The sequence below is a fragment of the Lacrimispora sp. YZC11 genome, from assembly GCF_057543815.1.
In genome coordinates this window covers 18,931-39,776 of record NZ_BAAJYQ010000014.1, presented here as the reverse complement: position 1 = coordinate 39,776, position 20,846 = coordinate 18,931, and the positions used below count along the sequence as shown (strand labels likewise).

Genomic DNA, 20,846 nt, shown 5'->3' with positions numbered 1-20,846 from the left:
GGAAGGATGGGGAAAACTACAGATGAAACCGGAAGATTATGATAGGATGAGAGGGCGCAGCCGCAGACGCAGAAGAAACCGGGGACGGGAGATCCTTATAGGGTTTCTTCGTTTTCTGCTTGCCTTGTTTCTGCTGGTTTGCCTGACGGTTGGGGGCGTGTTTGGATACCGGTACTGGGAGGGAAGTAAGACCTCTGATTCTCCTTTGGAAACCAGCCGGGAAGTGGCGCCGGAAACTATGGGGGAATCGCATTAGAGGGAAGGGAAAATCCTACATTGTAAGAAAGAAATGGTGGAATTATGAAGCCATCAAGTAAAATTTTGTTAGATTATATAAATGAATTCGGCTTAATAGGTTGTAATAAAGACCCGTATATAAAATCATTAGAGGATATTGGCTGTACATGGCAGGATGCCATTCATTTAATCGACATCCATGAGATCTTTTATTGCAAGATTTATCGTCATAAAACGGTTTATTTATCTAAGGAGTTATATTTTTTATTAAAGACAATTCAAGAAAATACTTCTTTGAGTACTAATGCAGAAAGAATTTATAGGATCCTGGAAAATAACCCTCCGCAAAGCACCGAAATGCTTAAAGTGGTAAGCGGCTTGGGCAAAAAGGAAATGAATGCAGCCCAATCAGAGTTACTGGAAAAACTCCTCATTACTGCAATTTCCAGTTATAAAAGTATAAACGTAAATTGGTCCTCATTTCTATATGGAACTTCCTTTCAATGGGAAGAGAGCGGAGATTTTTTTCAAGTGGAAGATTCGAAAGATGACGCTAAAAATAAAGCCATTCATATTTTAGAAAAAACCTTAAGAAAATCGGACGTCACCAAAATATTAAAAATAATATCTTAAAAATAAGGGGCTGCCGCACGAAGTAATTCGTGCACAGCCTCTTTGATTTGAAAAAATCAGGAGCCGGGCTTTTCAAAGCCTGACTCCTTTTTCATTGGTTTAGTCCTGAAAAACAAGGTTTTATCTTCTGATATAACTGCCCCTGAACAAAATTCTCAAAGGAAACTTCATCTTGTGGAAGAATTATATCTGCATACTCCATTACTGCCTCTGCCGTAGGTTTTATACTGGAAGAAGCGTTGCTTTGAATCATGACAAAAAAGGCGGGTTCAGCTACCAGGCGCACACTGTTGGATTCACATAGAACAAGGGCGTTACTTGGGACCAGCTTCAGCGCTTCCTCTAACGCCTCTCTCAAATTTTCCTTATAGGCCCGGATGAGATAAACCTGATTTGCTCCGGCCTTTTTTAATAGCATGGTATCTTTTGTCCCGGTACCGGTCTCCAGCGTAATGTCAAAGGAGCCTTTCAGCCCGTGGCAGATCCCGCAGCCCTGGCCTCCTCTGGGGCATATATCCCCATGGTTCCTTATGGTTATCAGTTTGAATGCAATAACCGGTATTTCCTCCTTAAAGGCATGGATAATCTGAAGCGCCAGGGTTGTTTTTCCGCTGTTCCGTCCCGTTGCTCCGATTAATACCATATGTCTGGCTTGCAGAAGAGTTGTGTTTTCTGTACTCATATATACTCCGTTTTCGAAAATTTGCTGCACTTTTTTGGTAAACCCAATATAATTCTGTGCGAAATTATTTTAATTATAACACGTTCCTAACATGGGTTCAACATGGAAAACTTGCGGAAAACCGTCGAAAATGCGTGATATATTTAACAAAAAATCTTCTCTCTTTTAAGGACTGCATTGCTTCGGCTGTCGCGTGTGTACAATACTTTGTCTTAATTTTTATTACAGAAACAGTGAAAAGCCTGGCATCTGGTGTTTCAGTGACACAATTGTTTGTATTGCCTGAAAAAAGTCGGAAAAACAAGGAGAAGAAATTGAGAAAAACATAACGAGAAAAAAATAAAATAATTCAGAATTGTGTATTATGAACAAAATTGGATGGAACCGTTATACTCTTTTGTATATATTGACATATGCCAGTTGGAGTGTTAATATAAAAAAACATCCTAAAAATATTTTATTGCTAAAAAAAGTTTTTTAGTTAAAAAAGTTTTTTAGGGATTATTGTCCGGTGCGTTTCATAGAAAAACAAATACAGGAGGTGATTTCTTTCAAAAATGCAAATAAAAAAATAGAAAATGTAACAGCAGCCATATTATGCGGAGGAAAAAGCCGGAGAATGGGTTTTGACAAAGCATTTTTGATGGATGACGAGGAGTATTTGCTGCTGCAGACAGTGGGGAAGCTGCAAAGCCTGTTTGAACAGGTGGTTCTGGTCAGCAATACAAAAGCCAAGTTTGACGGCCGGACGGATTTTACAGAGCTTCGCGTTTTAGAGGATCACTATATGGAAAAGGGTCCCATGGGCGGGATAAGTACTGCTTTAGAGCAGGCTCAGACGGAATACATTTTTATTATGGCCTGCGATATGCCTTTACCGGATATTGGGCTGATCGGCCGGATGTACCGGAAACTGGAACAAGAACAGGTTTTGGTATGCAGTCATCAGGGGAAATTAGAGCCTTTGCTCGCTTTTTACCATAAGTCCTGCCTTCCTGTTTTGAAAAAACAAATGGATCAAGGAGAGCTGAAACCTCGCAGCGCTTTTCCTGCTCTGCATGTGGGACTGTATTGTTTGAGCAATACGGAAATGAACGCTATAGTAAATTTAAACACACCGGAAGATGTACAAAATTGGAACCAGAAAACAGTAAAAAATGAATGATGTTACATAGGAGGGGGAAATGGGATTCTTTAGTCCGGCAGAAGTTTTGGATATTTTGGGAGATAAGGCCCAAATAAAAAAAAGGTTGTCTTTTTTAAGATTATTTTTACTTTCTATTCTAGGCGGTTCATTTATCGCAGAAGGTTTTTTAGCCTGCATACGTGTTCAGGGAACAGTGCCTGCCCAGTGGGGGAGCTTTGCAACATTTCTTGGAGGCTGCCTTTTCCCCATGGGACTCATGGCGATTGTGCTGGTTGGAGGAGAATTAGCCACCGGAAATATGATGACCATGGCCATCGGCTTGTTCCAGAAAAAGATCTCCTTTTGGGATTTGACTTATAACTGGGTGGTGGTCATGGCAGGAAATATGGTTGGAAGCATTATCGTTGCCTACTCGTTCGGGCATTTTGTGGGGCTGACGGAAGGAGCTTTTTTGGCCAAAACCATGGCTGTTGCCAACGCTAAGATCAGTGATCCGCCTATGGTGGCCCTGGTTTCTGCTATCGGCTGCAACATCTTTGTCTGCATGGCTGTATGGTTTGCCACCAGCGCCAAGGATTTTACCGCAAAGATGGCAGGAATGTGGTTTCCTATCATGATTTTTGTGGTCTTGGGATTTCAGCATGTGGTGGCAAACGCTTTTGTCATTCCTGCAGCAATCTTTTCAGGCGAGTCTTCGATCACCTGGCTGAATTACCTGCAGAATACGGTGTTTGTCTTTATCGGAAACGCCATCGGCGGAGCACTGGCTTTTGCCCTGCCCTGCTTTTGTATGTATGGGCAGAAAGAGGACGCCAAAAAGGAATGAGAAGTAAAAATAAAATGAAAGAAAGGGTCATTGCAATGGATACAAGGGTAAGGGAAGAGAAGCTGAGGATCATCCGTCAGGATGGAGCAAAGCAGGAAAACATTTTGGAAATTTTAATTGATCTTCAATTTGCTTCGGAAGAAGGCTATATTGACAAAGAAACTGCGGCCATGGTGGCAGAAGAGCTGCATATGACCGAAACCAGGGTGTATGAGATTGTCAGCTATTACGCCATGTTAAAGGAGAAATCTCAGGCAAAATATGTCCTTAAGATCTGCAACAGCTCGCCCTGCCATTTCTCCCGCGCGGAAGAGGTGTGTTTATCCTTGGAGAAAAAGCTTGGCATACCCATGGGAAAGACGACTGATGACGGTCTTTTTGCCTACCACTATATTCCGTGTGTGGGCGCCTGCGACATTGGTCCTGTCATTAAAATCAAGGATACGGTATTTGGCAATCTCAGCGACGAAAAAATATCTGCTTTGATCGATGACCTGCGCAGAGGCAAAATAGCCGTATAGGCTGAAAGGGGGAAACAAAATGGCAATGAAAGAACCGGTCCTTTTAAAACGAGTGGGAAAAATGACGGATTCCACTTCCGTTGAGGAATATATAAAATACGGCGGTTTTGCAGCGCTGCAAAAAGCTGTAACAATGGACAGGGAGGATATTTTAGGTGAATTGGACACCGCTTCGCTTCGCGGAAGAGGCGGAGCAGCCTATCCCTTAGGCCGCAAATGGCGCCATTTATACGGCAGCACCGATACTCCCAAATATGTCATCTGCAACGCAGACGAAGGGGAACCCGGCACCTTTAAGGATAAGCTGCTGCTGGAAAAGGATCCTCTCAGCATTATTGAAGGCATGCTGATCGCAGGATATGTTTTCGGTTCCAACGACGGTTACATTTATATCAGGGGGGAATACCGCCACATCCAGGCAGTGTTCCATCAGGCGGTAAGCAACGCACTGGCTGCCGGTTATCTGGGAAATAAGATCATGGGGATTGACGGTTTTGACTTTCATCTCCACATTGTTTCCGGCGGCGGCGCTTATGTCTGCGGAGAGAACTCGGCGCTCCTTAATTCGGTGGAGGGCAAAACCGGGCGGCCAAGGGTGAAACCTCCCCACCTGGCTGATGTGGGACTTTACCGGAAGCCAACGCTGGTAAACAATGTGGAATCCTTTGCCTGCGTTCCGGCTGTCATCAATATGGGCGGAGAAGCGTTTTTACAGCTTGGCACAAAGGATGGGGGCGGCACCAAGCTCATCTGTTTATCCGGGCATATAAAAAACAGGGGTATTTATGAGATTCAGCTTGGCACGCCCCTTGATGAGATTCTATACAGCGAGGAATACGGAGGCGGCACCTCCACAGGGAGGCCCATTAAATTCTGCCATTTTGGAGGGCAATCCGGTCCCATCGGAACCAGCGGGCAGATCAAGGGCCGGCTGTATGATTACGGAGATTTCTGGTCCAATAAGCTGGCCGTGGGATCCGGTTCCATCGTGGTAATGGATGACAGCGTAAGCGTTGTGGACTATATCACAAGTGTCATGGAATTTTTTGTCCATGAGTCCTGCGGCAAATGCACTCCCTGCCGGCTGGGCACCACGCGGCTTTTAGAGCTGCTTCATAATTTTCAGCGTCATAAGGGCAGGCCGGGGGATATTGAAAGGCTTGAAAAAATGCTGGAACATATTACTTATTTGTCCGCGTGCGGACTTGGCCAATCGGTATCAGTTTCTGTGAATTCTGCCTTAGCCGGCTACAGAGATGAATTCGAAGCCTGTATCAGTTAATGGAGAAGGAGGAGAATACTGTGTTAGAAACAGAGAAAAACAACTCTATGATTGAACTGGAAATCGACGGACGCGCCATTGCCGTTCAAAAGGGAACCACCATTTTGGAGGCCTGTAAAACACTGGATATTGAGATTCCCACCCTTTGTCATATGAAAGAACTGGCACCGGACGGCTCTTGCCGGCTGTGCGTGGTGGAAATCGAGGGCGGACGAAAGGGAGGACTGGTTCCTTCCTGCTCCGAGCACTGTGCTCCTGGAATGATAGTATCCACCAGATCGGAACGGGTGGTGGAGTCCCGGCGGTTTATCCTGGACCTCCTTTTGAGCAATCATGTGCTCAGCTGCTTTGACTGCGCGTCCAACGGGGAATGCAGGCTTCAGGATTACTGTCTGGAATACGGCGTGGAAAAAACCAGCTTCACCTACGGAAAGAGAGTAGGGACGAATGAAACGGACAGCAGCAATCCTTTCTTTTCCTTCCATCCTGAAAAATGTATTATGTGCAGGCGTTGTACCAGAGTATGCCAACAGCTTCAGGGGCGTGATGTCATCAGCGTTTCCAACCGCGGTTTTGATACCCGCATGAGCCCCAGCTATCAGCTTCCGTGGAGAGAGTCCATTTGTGAATCCTGCGGAAATTGTGTGTCAAACTGTCCCACAGGGGCTCTTTCCTCTAAGGATCAGCAGAGGCATTACAGGGCCTTTGAGGTTAAAAAGGTACGGACCACCTGTCCCCATTGTGCCACAGGCTGCCAGATGGATCTTCTGGTGAAGAATAACCGGATCGTGGGGGTTGATCCGGCTGACGGACCGTCAAACAGAGGGCTTTTGTGCGTAAAGGGCAAATTCGGTTCCTATAAGTTCATTCATTCAGGAGACCGTCTCACCCATCCGCTTATCAAACGCGACGGGAAATTTGAGAAGGCAAGCTGGGATGAAGCTCTGGACTTAATCGCCAACCGGTTTACAGAGATTAGAAAGAAGTATGGAGCGGATGCCAATGCCGGCTTTTCCTGCTCCCGGGCTCCCAATGAGGACAATTACGTTTTCCAGAAAATGATGCGGGCTGCTTTTGGAACCAACAATGTGGATAACTGCGCAAGAGTCTGTCACTCCGCCTCTGTCCATGGCTTAGCCACGACCCTGGGTTCCGGAGCCATGACAAATCCCATCCGGGACATTACGGAAGACGTTGACCTTATTCTGCTCATAGGCTCCAATCCTACCGAAGCCCACCCTGTGGTCGGCACACAGATCCGGCAGGCAATTAAGAGGGGCACGCAGATTATTGTGGTGGATCCGCGTAAGATTGATCTGGTTAAGGATGCGGTCATCCATATGCCCATCAAAGCCGGAACCAATATCGCTTTTGTCAACGCAATGGTCCATGTCATCATTAAGGAAGGCCTTGCGGACATGGACTATATACGGGAGCGGACCGAAGGTTTTGAAGAGCTGGCTGAAATCGTGAAAGATTATACGCCGGAAAAGGTTGCGGAGATCTGCCACATTGATGCAGAGGATATCCGCAAAGCCGCAAGGATGTATGCCAAGGCGGAAAAGGCTCCTATCATTTACTGCCTGGGCGTCACAGAGCATTCCACAGGAACAGAGGGTGTTATGAGCCTTTCCAATCTGGCCATGGTGGTCGGGAAAATAGGAAAATCAGGCTGTGGCATCAACCCTCTCAGGGGGCAAAATAATGTACAGGGTGCCTGTGACATGGGATGTATGCCCTATGATTTTCCGGGATACCAAAAGGTGGCTAACAAAGAGGTTCGGGAAAAATTCGAAAGGGCATGGGATGTTCCTTTAAGTGAAACCACAGGACTCATGTCCACCCAGGTGCTGCCGGAAGCCATAGAAGGAAAGATCAAAGGGCTCTACATTTTCGGAGAAGACCCCATGGTCACGGACCCGGATACGGGCCACGTTGCCAAGTCCCTGGAAAGTCTGGATTTTCTCGTGGTGCAGGAGCTGTTTATGACAGAAACGGCCCAGTTCGCTGATGTGATTCTGCCCGGAACCAGCTATGGGGAAAAGGAGGGAACCTTCAGCAATACGGAACGCCGGGTGCAGAGGGTACGCAAAGCGGTGACTTTAGAAGGTGAAATGTGCCTGGATACGGACATCTTTTATGATGTGATGAACCGCATGGGCTATCCCTGTGAGAGAAAAACAGCGGCTGAGATCATGGATGAAATCGCCAGCGTAACTCCGGCCTTTGCAGGCATCAGCTTTGAGAGGCTGGACCGCGGGGAAACACTTCAGTGGCCCTGCCTGGACAAGGAGAGCAAAGGCACTTATATTATGCACGTTGGAAAATTTTCACGGGGCCTCGGATATTTTTATCCGGCAAAGTACCGGCCGTCCAAGGAGCTTCCTGACAACGATTATCCGTTTATGATGGTCACGGGCCGTATGCTCTACCATTACAATACCAGAGCCATGACAGGCAGAACCGAAGGTTTAAATGAAATCTGCAAAGACTCCTATATTGAGATCAACCAGGGAGATGCAGCCATGCTGGGAATTAAGGATGGAGACAAAGTCAAAGTATCCTCCCGCCGGGGTGAAATTGAATCCAGGGCGGTGGTAGGAGATAAGATGATGCCTTCCGAAGTATTCATGACCTTCCATTTCGCAGACGGAAATGTAAATAAAATCACGAATTTTGTGATCGATGATATCGCCCGTATTCCGGAATACAAGGTGTGTGCGGTGTCTGTAAAACGAGCTTAATCCTGTCATTTAAGAAAAGGGGCTGCAAAATCTGTGATTTTGCAGCAGCCCTTTAACCTTTATATCGTTATATTAGGAAGGAGGCGCCTGATTGATTGAATTAGAAGAAGCCGTTAACCTGCTGGTGAACAGCGTTAAAATAGAAACAAAGACAGAAAATCTGGACATTTTATCTGCCTATGGAAGAATTTGCGCAGAGGATGTGACAGCACCTTTCCCCGTCCCCCATTTCCCCAAATCAGGAATGGATGGGTATGCGGTCAGAAGTCAGGATACAAAAGGCGCTTCAAGGGAAACACCAATCCTTTTTCAAGTGGCTGGTGAAATATGTGCAGGGGATTATCTTTCCATCCAGGCAAAACCCTGTACAGCGGTTCGGGTGATGACCGGCGCCGTGGTGCCGGAGGGCTATGACTGTGTGATACGCCAGGAAGATACGGACTATGGCCAGAAGCAGGCAGAGATATATGTGGAGGGAAGACCCTGGCAGAACTATTGCAGGATCGGAGAGGACATCCAGGAAGGAACGTGCATGATCCCCCGGCAGGCCCGTTTGGGCGCGGGGCATATCGGCGTTTTAGCCAGTATGGGAATCTGGGAAATTACGGTGTTTAAAGAGCCGAAGGTAGGCATAATCTCAACGGGAAATGAGCTTGTACCGCTCACAAGTCCCTTGGGAAAGGTGGGGGTGTATCCAAGCAGTGCCTATGCCATCGCCTCCCAGTTGAAAGCCCAGGGAGTCCAGGTTTCTTTTATGGAAATCTGCCCTGACGATGCCAAAGGGTTTTCCCGTATGTTGGATGAGAGAATCGGCCAGGCGGATGTGATCATCACCACCGGCGCACTTTCCGTGGGAAAGAAGGATTTTCTTCCGGAGGCATTGGAAGAAATGGGGGCCGAACGGCTTTTTCATGGAGTGAATATGCGTCCGGGTACGCCTGTCATGGCCAACCGGTACAAGGAGAAGCTCATCCTCAGCTTATCCGGCTATCCCTTTGCAGCCATGATCAATTTCCGGCTGTTCTTCTGGCCTGTTATGGCCAGGATGACTGGTGATGATTCTCTTTCCTGGAAAAAAACAAGGCGTATGGTGGTAGAGGGAAACGCCAATGCAGCAAAAAGGAGGAGGTTCGTCCAGGCATTCAGCGATGAGATGGGCGTGCATATCTATGACAGAAACCACCATTCCTCCGTTTTATCCGAAATGCTCCGTTCAAACTGCATCATTGACCAGAAACAGGGATCGGTTATTTCACCGGGGGATATGGTGGAAATTCTCTATTGGAATCAGGATAGATAAAATTATGCCCGGAAAAACGCCTCTGCCAGATGAACAAGGGCTTCCTGGTCTTTCGTTCCCATGATCTCCCTTGCGGAGTGCATGGCCAGTATGGGCACGCCTGCATCTACCGTCCGCATGGTAAGAAGGGCGGAAGAAATGCTTCCCAAAGTGGAACCGCCTCTCACATCGGAGCGGTTGGAGAACTTTTTATAAGGAATATTATTTTTTCGGCAGATTCCTTCAATGACTCCGGTGCTGGAGGCGTCGGTGGCGTAGGCCTGGCTGGATGCCAGTTTAATGGCGACCCCGTCTCCCATGAGGATCTGGTTCTTAATATCGCATTTTTCCCCGTGGTTGGGGTGAATGGCATGAGCCACGTCCAGGGACAGTAAAAAGCCGCTTAACAGAACATTTAAGAACGTTTCCCTGGTATAGCCCAGAGATAAGCAAATCTTTTCAAGAATGCGTTCCATCAGGGCGGAGGCAGCTCCCTGCTTGGTATGGCTTCCGATTTCCTCGTTGTCGTACAGAGCGATGGCATGAATGCCGTTTTTGCATGGTCCGGCCATGATCCCGCTTAAACAGGCCTGTACGGATGTTAAGTTATCCAGACGGGGAGATGAGTAGAACTCATTCTGTAAGCCTAAGAGAGTCCCCTGTTCCCAGTTATAGATGCAGATTTCATAATCCAGAATATCTTCCTTTTTTACACCTGCCTCTTTTGCCAGAGCTTCTAAGAAAAAGTTTTCCTTACTTAACTCATCCGTGATCCGGGCTATGAGGGGAAGCATGTCTATCTGTGCATTGATGGCAACTCCATCGTTGGCATCCCGGTTCATGTGGATCGCCAGGTTGGGGACCGTAAGGAGGGGACGTGAAAAGTCCACAAAAATGGTTTCAGGCTTCATGGGAGATGCTCCGGCTACGCAGACCTTGCCCGCCATGGATAAGGGACGGTCAAACCAGGTTCCCAATAGAGGACCTCCGTATACCTCCACGTTAAGTTTTCCATATTCCAGAGAAGTGACCTCAGGGGAGGGTTTTACCTTCAGGCATGGCCAGTCTGTATGGGAGGCTGCCAGCTTAAGGGCCGGTATCTCACCCAGCTCTTCCCCCACGGTAAATGCGACCAGGGTGGAATCAAAGGCATTTATGTAGTATGACCCGCCCTGTTTTAACTTCCAGGGCTCAGCCAGGGACAGTTCCTTAAATCCTGCGGATAATAGCTGGTCCGCTGCCGCCATGATGCAGTGGTATGGAGAGACGGATGCGGCGATCAGTGCCTCTAACTGCTTGATATGATTCATATGATTTCCTCTTTTCTGCCTGTGTTCTTTGGCTTAGTCCGCAGTGCAGCCAGGGAATCCTGCGGATCCCCTGGCTCACGGGCATTCGCCCTATAAAACAGGGTACAAACAAATTTTCTTACGTGCGGGCACGACGAAAATTTGTTTGCACCCTGTTTTGCACTGCTCATTGCTTACGTGAAAATAGTATACCACAGAAAAAAACTGTTTGGAATAGCGAAGATCGTGGGAATTCCTGCGTTGACAGTCTGGGATGATCCGGTGTATAGTTAACGGATAGAGATTATAAAATGGGGAGAAATTGCCATGATCGCACTGAAAATCGAGGACCTCAAGCTTTTTACCTCCAAGCTGTTCGTAGGGGAAGTGTTTGACCAGTTCCTTGCAAAGGAAGCTGTTATTGTTACCTTTAATACATTTACTATCGATGGAAATATACGTTCCGCCTATTACTCCAAAGAGGAACTGGAGGAAATGAACGCCGGACAGCTTTCTACCTGGGCCATGATGAAGCCTTTTTGTTTTTCATTAATTAAAGGAAAAAGACTTCCCGTCAGTTTCCGGATCATCCTGCAGATGTCAAAGGAAGGGATAGAGCGCTTTCTTGCCTCCCGCCAGATTGCCTTTACGTCCGACCAGGTGAAGGGGCTGTACCTCAATATCCGTTATGAGGAAGATAAGCTTTCCTGTGTGACAGGAACCTCGGTTTCTGTCTTTACTTTGGATAAGACGTTAGATGAGGAATGGGATAAGGCATTTAAAGTGTTTTTAAAGCAAAATGAGATTCCGTTCATGGAAGAATAGAATTATTAGCACTCAGTTTAATTGAGTGCTGATTTTCTATTGACATTTCCATAACAGCGTATTAAAATATTCTTTGCAGGTAAAGGATGAGAGTAAAGTGTCTTTCAACCTTGAATGTGTGGATCAGCTGGATGTGTAAGTATATCTGCTTGATTCATAAGAATACAAATTTGTTAAAATTCCATGGAAACATGGGACTGAAATAGAATAAAGAGTAAGGAGTGTTCTGATATGGCAAAAACAGGTAGTTTAACAATTAACAGCGAAAATATTTTCCCGATTATTAAAAAATGGTTGTATTCCGACCATGACATTTTCTACCGCGAGCTTGTTTCCAATGGCTGCGATGCCATTACAAAGCTTAAGAAGCTGGATATCATGGGAGAATGGCAAAAGCCGGAGGATCTGGATTTTAAGATCGAGATCATTACAGATTCCAATGAAAAGTCCATTACCTTTAAGGACAACGGCCTTGGAATGACCATGGAGGAAGTAGATGAGTACATCAACCAGATTGCTTTCTCAGGCGCACAGGATTTCCTTGAAAAGTATAAGGACAAGGCCAATGAAGATCAGATCATCGGCCACTTTGGACTTGGTTTTTATTCCGCATTCATGGTAGCCGACAGGGTCACCATTGATACCTTATCCTATAAGGAGGGAGCTTCTGCGGTTCACTGGGAGTCTGACGGCGGTACGGAATATGAGATGGAAGAAGGGGACAAGGCAGAGTTTGGTACCACCATTAAGCTGTATCTCAATGAAGAAAGCCTGGAATTCTGCAACGAGTACCGCGCAAAAGAGGTTCTTGACAAATACTGTTCCTTTATGCCGGTGGCAATCTATTTGACCAGTGTATCTTCAGAGCCACAGTATGAGACCATTGAAAAGGATGAACTGACCGATAAGGACACTGTTATCGAAACCATTATCGAGGAAGCTAAGACCGAGGAAAATGAGAACGAAAACGGTGAAAAGGAAGTCGTAGAGGTATCTCCTGCCAGAGAAAAATATAAGATTAAAAAGCGTCCGGTGCCTGTCAATGATATCAATCCCCTGTGGAACAAGCATCCCAACGACTGCACAGAGGAGGAGTACAAGTCCTTCTACCGCAAGGTATTCAATGACTACAAGGAACCCTTATTCTGGATTCACTTAAATATGGATTATCCCTTTAACTTAAAGGGAATCCTTTACTTCCCCAAGCTGAATTTAAATTATGACAGCCTGGATGGAACCATTAAGCTGTATAACAGCCAGGTATTTATTGCAGACAATATTAAAGAAGTTATCCCGGAATTCCTGATGCTGTTAAAGGGCGTGATCGATTGTCCGGATCTTCCTCTTAACGTATCAAGAAGTGCCCTTCAGAATGATGGTTTTGTGAAGAAGATTTCAGACTACATCACAAAGAAGGTTGCAGATAAATTAACGGGCATGTTTAAAACAGACCGTGAAAATTATGAAAAGTACTGGGATGACATTAATCCGTTTATTAAATTTGGCTGCTTAAAAGACGAGAAATTCGCAGAAAAGATCAATGATTCCCTTATCTTTAAGAATCTGGAAGGCAAGTATTTAACCCTTTCCGACTGCCTGGAGGAGAATAAGGAAAAGCATGAGAACAGCGTATTCTATATCTCTGATGAAAAAGAGCAGAGCCAGTACATCAACATGTTTAAAGAAGCGGGTATGGATGCGGTTTATCTGACCCATAATATTGACAGTCCGTTTGTAGGCTATCTGGAACAGAAGAATGAGAATGTTAAATTCTTATGCATTAATTCTGATTTATCCGATATTTTTAAGGAAGAGGTAAAGGAAGAGGATAAGGAGGCCATGAAGGCAGACGCAGAGGCCCTGACCGAGCTGTTTCGCAAGGTATTAAACAAAGAGCATCTGGACGTAAAGGTGGAGAAGTTAAAGAACGAAAATGTATCCTCCATGATCACCGTATCCGAGGAATCCCGCCGTATGCAGGAAATGATGAAGATGTATACGATGCCGGGAATGGATCCTTCCATGTTTGGAGCTGGCGGCGAGACCCTGGTCCTTAACTACAACAATAAGCTGGTGCAGTATATATTGGGACACAAAGACGGAGCCCAGACAAACTCCATCTGCGAGCAGCTTTATGATCTGGCGGCTCTCAGCCATGGTTCCTTAACACCGGAGCGCATGACGAAATTTATTGCCAGAAGCAATGAACTGATGCTGGTAATGGCAGAGGTATAAAACACTGAATCCTTGGATTTTGGGATATCTTTTTTCAGCCGGTTGTGCTATATTAGATATAGTGATTTTGAATTGGCAGGAAAAAATACCTTAGGGGGGAAACTTTGATGAAGGAAAAGACAATGAAGATAAGGAAGGCAGTGCTGCGCCTTATGATAGCTCTCATGTTGGGCGTGTTTGCAGGAGCTGCGCCTGGAGCCGCACTGGTGTCTCACGCAGATACAGTTGCTGTTTCTGAGGCCGCTGTACCGGCAGAGGGATCTTCTGAAGGGATTGATATGACCTTTTTGATGAGCTTTTTCGGAGGAATTATGCTTCTGATCCTGTTTGTTGTCGTAGTGGTAGTATGTTCCAGCATAAGCGCAGTAGGAGTATTTGATGCGCAGGGAGAGGAATAATATCTGATGGTAAGATAAGGACTTGTACCTTGGAGGTCTCCTGGTATAAGTCCTTTTTTTGCAATCCGATGAACCATGAAAAAGGAATTGAGACTCATTCTCATGGCTGGCAGATAGTACCAAATTATTCTATTGACATCCGAGTCTGGTTTCTCTATAATATATGGTAATGAATACTACATGATAAGTTTCGTGCCAGGAGGAAGATAGAGATATGAGCTATAAAATCATTGGGGACAGCTGCCTGGATATTACGGCAGACCTAAAAAAGGATCCTCACTTTCAGATAATTCCCCTTATTTTGCAAGTGGGAAATACTCAGGTAATCGATGACGAGACCTTTGACCAGAAGAGCTTTTTGGAGCTGGTGAAGAGCAGCAGCGAGTGTCCCAAAACAGCTTGTCCGTCACCGGAGCTGTATAAAGAAGCCTTTGAATGCGACGCGGATCAGGTTTTTGTGATCACTCTGTCTGAGCATTTAAGCGGAAGTTATAACAGCGCGGTTCTGGGAAAAAAGCTTTATGAAGAAGAACATGGGAATGACGGGAAAAAGATCGCGGTTCTGGGTTCAGACTCAGCCTCTGCCGGACAGCTGAATATTGCTCTTTATGTCCAATCCCTTTGCCAGGCCTCCCTGGCCTTTGAAGAGATTGAAGAGAAGGCAAGGATCTTCATCAGGAATATGAAGACCTACTTTGTACTGGAAAGCCTGGATACATTGAGAAAGAATGGACGCCTTACCGGTCTTCAGGCCTTTTTTGCCACTGCCCTGAATATCAAGCCGGTTATGGGAGCAGATTCCGGCGTGATCATTAAGCTGGACCAGGCCAGAGGGATCAATAAGGCACTGGCGCGCATGGTAGAGCTTGCCCTTAAAGCGGGAGGAGATACCAGGGATAAGGTTCTGGTCATTTCTCATTGCAATAATGCGGAACGGGCGGAACACGTAAAACAGGAGATGCTTAAGAAGGCCGTATTCAAGGATGTGATCATTGCAGAAACAGCCGGAGTTGCTACGGTATATGCCAGTGACGGCGGAATCGTCATGACTCTTTAAAAAGTGTATGATAAATGCTTTACAAGATTGGAAAGATATGTTAAGATGCACACAAACAGAGAATTACTGGGTGCAACTGTAGCTAATCATGCAGGCATAACTGGTTATATTTATACTTTTGCTCAGGCAAGGTTTAAATATGACCAGTTTTTTATTTGACGGGCATTTGGCGTTAATAAAAGACAGTACGTTTTATGAGAGATTGGAAACACGGCCTCTCATAAGCTGTATTATAAAAAGAAAGGATGGGAACTATGAGAGAAAACTTTTTGTGGGGAGGAGCCACTGCTGCAAACCAGTGTGAAGGCGGCTGGAAGGAAGGAAACCGTGGACAGGGAACCGTGGATGTGATCCCATGGGGAGAAAAACGTTTTCCAATTATGCAGGGAGAGATGGATTACAGGCAGCTGCCTGAAGATTCCTATTATCCCTCCAGGGAAGCCATTGACATGTTCAACCATTATAAGGAAGACATCGCCTTATTTGCAGAAATGGGGTTTAAATGCTACCGCTTTTCCTTTTCCTGGTCCCGTATTTTCCCCACCGGGGAGGAAAAGGAACCGAATGAAGAAGGGCTGAAGTTTTATGAAGATTTCATTGATGAGCTTTTAAAGTATGGGATCGAACCGGTAGTGACTATCTGCCATTTTGATGTGCCCCTGGCTCTTGTTGAGAAATATGGTTCCTGGAAGAACCGGAAGGTCATTGATTGTTTTATAAAATACTGTGATGCCATTTTCCGCCGCTTCCGGGATAAGGTGACTTACTGGATTACATTTAATGAGATCAATATGCTTCTTCACCTGCCGTTTATGGGTGCCGGAATCCGGTTTACTGAGGGTGAGGATGAAACGCAGGTGAAATACCAGGCTGCCCATAACGAATTAGTGGCCTCTGCCATGGCAACTAGACTGGCTCACCAGATAAATCCGGATTTTAAAGTAGGTTGTATGCTTGCTGCAGGAAACTTCTATCCCTATAGCTGCAATCCGGAGGATGTCTGGGAAAGCATTAAAAAGGACCGGGATAATTATTTCTTTATTGATGTACAGGCCAGAGGAGAATACCCTGCCTATGCAAAGAAGATGTTTGAGAGGGAAGGAATAAAGCTTGAAAGAAGTCCGGAGGACGATGAAATTCTGAAAGAACATACGGTGGACTTTATTTCCTTCAGTTATTACGCATCCCGGTGTGCCAGCACATCGGAGGAAATCACTACAAAATCCACATCGGGCAATGTTATGAAAAGCATCAAGAATCCTTATTTAAAGGAATCGGAATGGGGCTGGCAGATCGATCCTCTTGGGCTTAGGATCACCTTGAATACCCTGTATGACCGGTACCAGAAACCTTTATTTATAGTGGAAAACGGTCTTGGTGCGGTGGACAGCTTAGAAGAGGATGGCAGCATCATTGACGACTACAGGATAAGTTATTTAGAAGAGCATATTAAGGCAATGATGGAGGCTGTGGATGAGGATGGAGTAGATTTATTAGGATATACCCCCTGGGGATGCATTGATCTGGTCAGTGCATCTACGGGAGAGATGAAAAAGCGGTATGGCTTTATCTACGTTGATAAGGATAACGAAGGAAATGGAACCTTAAAACGCAGCAGGAAAAAATCCTTTGAATGGTATAAAAATGTAATCGCGAGCAATGGAGCCGTTTTAAAGTAAATGCAAAGCCAATGGGAAAGCCGGCGGATCAAATAGTAATGTAACATAAGGGGAGAAAAGTAAGCACCTTTTTGGGAAGCAGCAGGGATTATCGCCGAATCCGCTGAACCCGAAAAGGTGTTTTTTTATCTTTTTAAAAAGAAAAACATATTTTTGTTGAAAAAAATGATAGTAAAAGATATAATATATGAAAACACTGAATTTTGAGGGACCAGATGGAAAAAGAACAGTTTTTATATAAAAAGATTTATCTGGATTTAAAAAATAAAATACTTTCAGGAGAGCTGGAAGAGGGTACATGCCTGCCCCAGACAGGAGAACTGGCGTCTGCATATGGAGTCAGTACCATAACCATTACAAACGCCTTAAATGCCCTGAAAGAGGAAGGCTATTTAAACCGGATCAAGGGTAAGGGAAGCTTTATAAAGCTTCCGGCCAAGGGTTCGGGGACTGTCACAGCCAGTTTTGATTTGCCTTCCGAACAAATGGAGGACCGGGACAGAGATAAAATGCTTGGACTGGTGCTGGAGCATGTATCCTCCTGCTTTGGACTTGATATGATGTATGCAATGGATGCCATGGCGGCTGAGGCCGGCTATAAGCTTTGCGTCCGCTTTTCCTACGGAGAGAGGGAGAAGGAAACGGAGGAAATTGAGTTTTTAAAGGAGCTTGGTGTCAGTGGGATCATCGTCATGCCCTGTCATGGACTTTATTATAATACGGAAATTTTAAAGCTTGTGGTTGAAGAGTTTCCCATGGTATTGATCGATAAGAAAATGGAGGGGATCCCCGTCCCATCTGTAAGGACAGACAATCATCTTGCCATGAAGGAGCTGGTGGATTATCTAATTCATAAGGGAAAGAAAAAGATCGGTTTTATTACATTTTCAGAAAACGGCACTTCTTCTATTAAGGACAGAAGAAAGGGTTTCCGTGAGGCCATAAGGGCTGCCGGACTTGAGATTATGGAGGAATGCTGTCTGGAAGGGGCCGAAAAAATAAATATCTATTCGGATGATTTTGATTCAGGCCACAGCGGGGACATTGAACGGTATCTCAATGTTAACAAGGACTTAGATGCGGTGATCTGCGCGGAATATGGAATTGCAAGATTGCTTGGGAAACGGAAGGGAATAGCCATATGCTGCATTGACGAAGATTATTTATCCCCCGGAGGCCCTCATTTCACCCACATAAAGCAGAATGAGAAAAAGATTGCATTTGAAGCCATCAGTATTTTGTTGAAGCAAGTAGAAAAAGATCCGTCTTACAGCCAAATGGACTGCCTGGTACCTGGAATATTTTGCGAGTATTAAAATATATATTTATTCCTTTAATTTCATTGGAGCACAGAACAACAATCATGATTGTTCTGTGCTCTTTTTTTGAATTTGTATATATTGCATAAAAAATATTGGTTAAATATGTATTTTAATAACAAAATACCGATATGCAGTTGAAAATAAAAGTATCATATGTTATTATAAATAAATAAAACATATATTTTAATTAAAATATATGTAAAAGTTACGTAAATATGATTTACAAAATCAAAAATATAATATAATATGATTTTGTAAGTCCCAGTGAGTGTCAGATTGAAAGGAGAAAAAATGAAAAAAAGAAGAGTCATGTCCCTGCTTGCGGCAGCACTTATGGTATGCTCCATAAGCGCCTGCGGAAAACAGGAGAGTACCAGCACAAATGCCAGCCAGCCAGAAAAAGGTCAGACAGAAGAAAGCAAAACAGAAGCAGCCAGCCAGGCGGATAAAGAAGCGGAGGGCACCGTAAAAATCATGTCAGCCAATACGGGAGGCAAGGATGAAGCGGAAATGAAGCTTTTCGCAGAGGCCCTTTCCCAGGCAACAGGCCTTACAGTGGAAATAGAAAAGCCGGCATCTGATTATGACAAGGTTCTGATGCAGAAATTAAGCGGCGGCGAAACCTATGATCTGATTTATGTCACTGCAAGCCAGTATTCCAATCTTGTCGATCAGGGAGCCTTGATGGATATTACGGACCGGGTAAATGGCTCGGAGATACTTACCGGCAATGTGGATCCGGCAGAGTGGAAGGACATCACCATTGACGGAAAAATCTACGCGGGATTCAACAAAAAGGAGATCCACAGGGTGGTAGCCCTTAACAACACGCTTCTTAAGAAGGCAGGAATCGATTATAAGAAGATCGAGCCTACCATGGATGGTTATTATGATGTGATGAAGAAGTTAAAAGACAACAGCCAGGATCCTGATTTCTATCCCTTTGATGCCATTTTATCAGAAACCTATGATTTACAGCCCTGGATGGCGGCAGAGGGCTTAAAAAACGGAGTGGTTCTGGATACTTCTGGGAAACGGTTTGCGCCATACGCAGAAGAGGAAGCTGCGCCTGTCTGGGAGTGGTTTAAAAAGCTGTATGACGAAGGCTTACTGGATCCAGCCTCCTTTGTTGATAAGACAAAAGATATGAGAGCCAAAATGGGTGCGTCCTCACAGAAGACGGCCGTAACGGCTGACTGGACGGCATGGGTTGGTTTACATAATGCAAATGCCAAGGCAGGGGGGATTTCTCCCGAGGATTATGAGGTCGTCTCCCTTCCAGGTCTTAAGACCCCGGATGGAAGCTATATGCTGGTTAAAGGAAGTGCCAGCTTGTTTGCGGTTCCTGCCAATGCAAAGAATCCTGATGGAGCCATGAAGGTTTTGGAGTATTTTGCAACCCAGGAAGGCGGAAATCTTCTTTCAACCGGAATTTCAGGCCATGATTATACCGGCACAGAAGGAAAGTTTGAATTGACGGAAACAGGCGCGCAGCATGCCAATGACCATGGCGCTCCATTCCCTATCTATAAGGACTTTAAACCGATTTTTGGATTTAACCCGGGTGTGGAAGAAGCGTTAAGCTACAGCAACTATGCAACCATAGACATGATCATTCCAAACGAAAAGGATTACAAGGAAATCGTGGGCAAGTGGGGGATTAAGATCATCAAAGGCGAAGTTTCCTCCTCAGACGGGCTTAGCGGCATGAGAAAAGAGCTTGTTGACCGGAAGGTGACTGACCGGTAATCACAATCCTTAAAATAGACAGGAGGTATCGGTTTGAAAGGACAGCTTAAGAAAAATATATTGCGGTATAAGGAAATCTACCTGCTGCTCATACCCGTTCTCATTTACTTTCTTGTATTCTCCTATTATCCGCTGATACTGGGAATCTTAAAAAGCTTTCAAAAGGTAAAGCTTTTAGGGGGCTATGAGATGGTAGGGTTTAACAACTACAAGGAGATTTTCGGGGATAGACAGTACAGGCAGGCGTTTATGAACAGCCTTGCAGTGGGAGGAGGAACCTTTCTCTTGCAGTTTGTCTGGGGACTTTTAATAGCCGTATTGCTGAATGAGATCAAAAATAAGGCGCCAAAATCCCTGTTCCAGACGGTTACTTACATACCGTACCTTCTGTCCTGGTCCGTGGTGGGAGGTCTGTGGATCTCCATATTATCGCCTGCCGGAATGGTAAACGGCATCATGAGGGCAGTATTGGGAAACAGTTATTCTCCCATGGTATTTATGTCAGAGGGACGTTTCGCCAGATCTATCATGATTTTTACAGGTGCATGGAAAGGGGCCGGCTATTTTGCGGCCCTGTTCCTGGCCGCCATGATAGGAATCGATTCGGCCCTGTATGAATCCGCAAGAATGGATGGAGCCACAAGGATCAAGCAGATCCGGTACATCACCCTGCCGGTCATCGTGCCAACCATGAAAGTGGTGGCAGTGCTGTCGGTAATGGGAATCTTACGGAATTTTGACCAGATTTTTGTTATGATGAATGCCTCCATCAGCGATAAGGTGAAAAACCTGCTGGTTTTGATCTACGAACAGGGCATTATCCAGTTTAATGTAGGGACTGCGACGGCGGCTGCGACCGTCGTGTTAATCGCTACTCTGCTGATCACCTCGGCGATCAGAAAAATACTGAAATATGATGAGATTTATTCCTGATGGAAAGG

Annotated in this window: 18 protein-coding genes; 16 read left to right on the top strand and 2 right to left on the bottom strand. The window is 45.3% G+C overall.

The genetic code is table 11. The features are described 5' to 3' along the window. Positions 1-22 precede the first annotated feature (22 nt). Positions 23-256, top strand: a complete 234-nt coding sequence (locus AC27IJ_RS13960; RefSeq protein WP_312445290.1) for a hypothetical protein — start codon at positions 23-25, stop codon at positions 254-256. A gap of 44 nt (positions 257-300) precedes the next feature. Next, positions 301-870 carry an AlkZ-related protein gene (locus AC27IJ_RS13955; RefSeq protein ID WP_312445292.1) on the top strand — a complete coding sequence of 190 codons (570 nt, stop codon included), beginning with the start codon at positions 301-303 and terminating at the stop codon, positions 868-870. Between the two features lie 91 nt (positions 871-961). Here the strand turns inward: AC27IJ_RS13955 and AC27IJ_RS13950 are convergent, their stop codons facing one another. Then, complete coding sequence (locus AC27IJ_RS13950; RefSeq protein ID WP_487149415.1) at positions 962-1,552, bottom strand: hypothetical protein; 591 nt, start codon at positions 1,550-1,552, stop codon at positions 962-964. Positions 1,553-2,063: 511 nt separating this feature from the next. On the opposite strand from AC27IJ_RS13950, the gene AC27IJ_RS13945 reads away from it, so the two are divergent. The 6 genes from AC27IJ_RS13945 (at position 2,064) to AC27IJ_RS13920 (ending at position 9,372) form a co-directional block, all read left to right on the top strand. Then, positions 2,064-2,717, top strand: a complete 654-nt coding sequence (locus AC27IJ_RS13945; RefSeq protein WP_487149413.1) for a molybdenum cofactor guanylyltransferase — start codon at positions 2,064-2,066, stop codon at positions 2,715-2,717. Between the two features lie 19 nt (positions 2,718-2,736). Further along, positions 2,737-3,525: a formate/nitrite transporter family protein gene (locus tag AC27IJ_RS13940; protein ID WP_312445296.1), complete on the top strand. Its 789-nt coding sequence runs from the start codon at positions 2,737-2,739 to the stop codon at positions 3,523-3,525. Beyond that, positions 3,522-4,046, top strand: a complete 525-nt coding sequence (locus AC27IJ_RS13935) for an NADH-quinone oxidoreductase subunit NuoE family protein (RefSeq protein WP_312502172.1) — start codon at positions 3,522-3,524, stop codon at positions 4,044-4,046. The genes AC27IJ_RS13940 and AC27IJ_RS13935 overlap by 4 nt, the downstream gene beginning before the upstream one ends. 19 nt (positions 4,047-4,065) lie before the next feature. Beyond that, positions 4,066-5,328: a complex I 51 kDa subunit family protein gene (locus AC27IJ_RS13930; protein WP_487149410.1), complete on the top strand. Its 1,263-nt coding sequence runs from the start codon at positions 4,066-4,068 to the stop codon at positions 5,326-5,328. 20 nt (positions 5,329-5,348) lie between these two features. Further along, on the top strand, positions 5,349-8,072 hold the full coding sequence (gene fdhF / locus AC27IJ_RS13925) for a formate dehydrogenase subunit alpha (RefSeq protein WP_487149408.1): 2,724 nt from the start codon (positions 5,349-5,351) through the stop codon (positions 8,070-8,072). Between the two features lie 91 nt (positions 8,073-8,163). Next, complete coding sequence (locus tag AC27IJ_RS13920) at positions 8,164-9,372, top strand: molybdopterin molybdotransferase MoeA (protein ID WP_487149406.1); 1,209 nt, start codon at positions 8,164-8,166, stop codon at positions 9,370-9,372. A gap of 2 nt (positions 9,373-9,374) precedes the next feature. Here the strand turns inward: AC27IJ_RS13920 and AC27IJ_RS13915 are convergent, their stop codons facing one another. Next, the gene (locus AC27IJ_RS13915) at positions 9,375-10,661 is read right to left on the bottom strand and encodes a M18 family aminopeptidase (RefSeq protein ID WP_312445303.1); all 1,287 of its coding nucleotides are present in this window, start codon (positions 10,659-10,661) and stop codon (positions 9,375-9,377) included. A 306-nt stretch (positions 10,662-10,967) separates the two neighbouring features. Here AC27IJ_RS13915 and AC27IJ_RS13910 point away from each other — a divergent pair, with 306 nt between their 5' ends. The 8 genes from AC27IJ_RS13910 to AC27IJ_RS13875 all read left to right on the top strand — a co-directional run bounded on the left by AC27IJ_RS13910 (position 10,968) and on the right by AC27IJ_RS13875 (position 20,838). Next, positions 10,968-11,465 carry a DUF5721 family protein gene (locus AC27IJ_RS13910; protein ID WP_312445304.1) on the top strand — a complete coding sequence of 166 codons (498 nt, stop codon included), beginning with the start codon at positions 10,968-10,970 and terminating at the stop codon, positions 11,463-11,465. A 231-nt stretch (positions 11,466-11,696) separates the two neighbouring features. Continuing rightward, the gene (gene htpG, locus AC27IJ_RS13905) at positions 11,697-13,700 is read left to right on the top strand and encodes a molecular chaperone HtpG (protein WP_312445305.1); all 2,004 of its coding nucleotides are present in this window, start codon (positions 11,697-11,699) and stop codon (positions 13,698-13,700) included. A gap of 107 nt (positions 13,701-13,807) precedes the next feature. Next, positions 13,808-14,098 (top strand): sulfate transporter, encoded by a 291-nt coding sequence (locus AC27IJ_RS13900; protein ID WP_312445306.1) that lies wholly within the window; start codon positions 13,808-13,810, stop codon positions 14,096-14,098. A gap of 214 nt (positions 14,099-14,312) precedes the next feature. After that, positions 14,313-15,155 carry a DegV family protein gene (locus AC27IJ_RS13895; RefSeq protein ID WP_312502165.1) on the top strand — a complete coding sequence of 281 codons (843 nt, stop codon included), beginning with the start codon at positions 14,313-14,315 and terminating at the stop codon, positions 15,153-15,155. 245 nt (positions 15,156-15,400) lie between these two features. After that, on the top strand, positions 15,401-16,834 hold the full coding sequence (locus tag AC27IJ_RS13890) for a 6-phospho-beta-glucosidase (RefSeq protein ID WP_312445310.1): 1,434 nt from the start codon (positions 15,401-15,403) through the stop codon (positions 16,832-16,834). Between the two features lie 215 nt (positions 16,835-17,049). After that, on the top strand, positions 17,050-18,150 hold the full coding sequence (locus AC27IJ_RS13885) for a GntR family transcriptional regulator (protein ID WP_487149402.1): 1,101 nt from the start codon (positions 17,050-17,052) through the stop codon (positions 18,148-18,150). Between the two features lie 297 nt (positions 18,151-18,447). Further along, positions 18,448-19,905 (top strand): ABC transporter substrate-binding protein, encoded by a 1,458-nt coding sequence (locus tag AC27IJ_RS13880; protein WP_312445314.1) that lies wholly within the window; start codon positions 18,448-18,450, stop codon positions 19,903-19,905. A 33-nt stretch (positions 19,906-19,938) separates the two neighbouring features. Beyond that, positions 19,939-20,838: an ABC transporter permease subunit gene (locus tag AC27IJ_RS13875; RefSeq protein ID WP_312445316.1), complete on the top strand. Its 900-nt coding sequence runs from the start codon at positions 19,939-19,941 to the stop codon at positions 20,836-20,838. The last annotated feature ends 8 nt before the right edge of the window (positions 20,839-20,846 follow it).

Bases quoted from the DNA above. Each gene is read 5' to 3' on its own strand.
- AC27IJ_RS13960 (WP_312445290.1), top strand. From the start codon at position 23: ATGAAACCGGAAGATTATGATAGGATGAGAGGGCGCAGCCGCAGACGC.
- AC27IJ_RS13955 (WP_312445292.1), top strand. From the start codon at position 301: ATGAAGCCATCAAGTAAAATTTTGTTAGATTATATAAATGAATTCGGC.
- AC27IJ_RS13950 (WP_487149415.1), bottom strand. From the start codon at position 1,552: ATGAGTACAGAAAACACAACTCTTCTGCAAGCCAGACATATGGTATTA.
- AC27IJ_RS13940 (WP_312445296.1), top strand. From the start codon at position 2,737: ATGGGATTCTTTAGTCCGGCAGAAGTTTTGGATATTTTGGGAGATAAG.
- AC27IJ_RS13935 (WP_312502172.1), top strand. From the start codon at position 3,522: ATGAGAAGTAAAAATAAAATGAAAGAAAGGGTCATTGCAATGGATACA.
- AC27IJ_RS13930 (WP_487149410.1), top strand. From the start codon at position 4,066: ATGGCAATGAAAGAACCGGTCCTTTTAAAACGAGTGGGAAAAATGACG.
- AC27IJ_RS13915 (WP_312445303.1), bottom strand. From the start codon at position 10,661: ATGAATCATATCAAGCAGTTAGAGGCACTGATCGCCGCATCCGTCTCT.
- AC27IJ_RS13910 (WP_312445304.1), top strand. From the start codon at position 10,968: ATGATCGCACTGAAAATCGAGGACCTCAAGCTTTTTACCTCCAAGCTG.
- htpG (WP_312445305.1), top strand. From the start codon at position 11,697: ATGGCAAAAACAGGTAGTTTAACAATTAACAGCGAAAATATTTTCCCG.
- AC27IJ_RS13900 (WP_312445306.1), top strand. From the start codon at position 13,808: ATGAAGGAAAAGACAATGAAGATAAGGAAGGCAGTGCTGCGCCTTATG.
- AC27IJ_RS13895 (WP_312502165.1), top strand. From the start codon at position 14,313: ATGAGCTATAAAATCATTGGGGACAGCTGCCTGGATATTACGGCAGAC.
- AC27IJ_RS13890 (WP_312445310.1), top strand. From the start codon at position 15,401: ATGGGAACTATGAGAGAAAACTTTTTGTGGGGAGGAGCCACTGCTGCA.
- AC27IJ_RS13885 (WP_487149402.1), top strand. From the start codon at position 17,050: ATGGAAAAAGAACAGTTTTTATATAAAAAGATTTATCTGGATTTAAAA.
- AC27IJ_RS13880 (WP_312445314.1), top strand. From the start codon at position 18,448: ATGAAAAAAAGAAGAGTCATGTCCCTGCTTGCGGCAGCACTTATGGTA.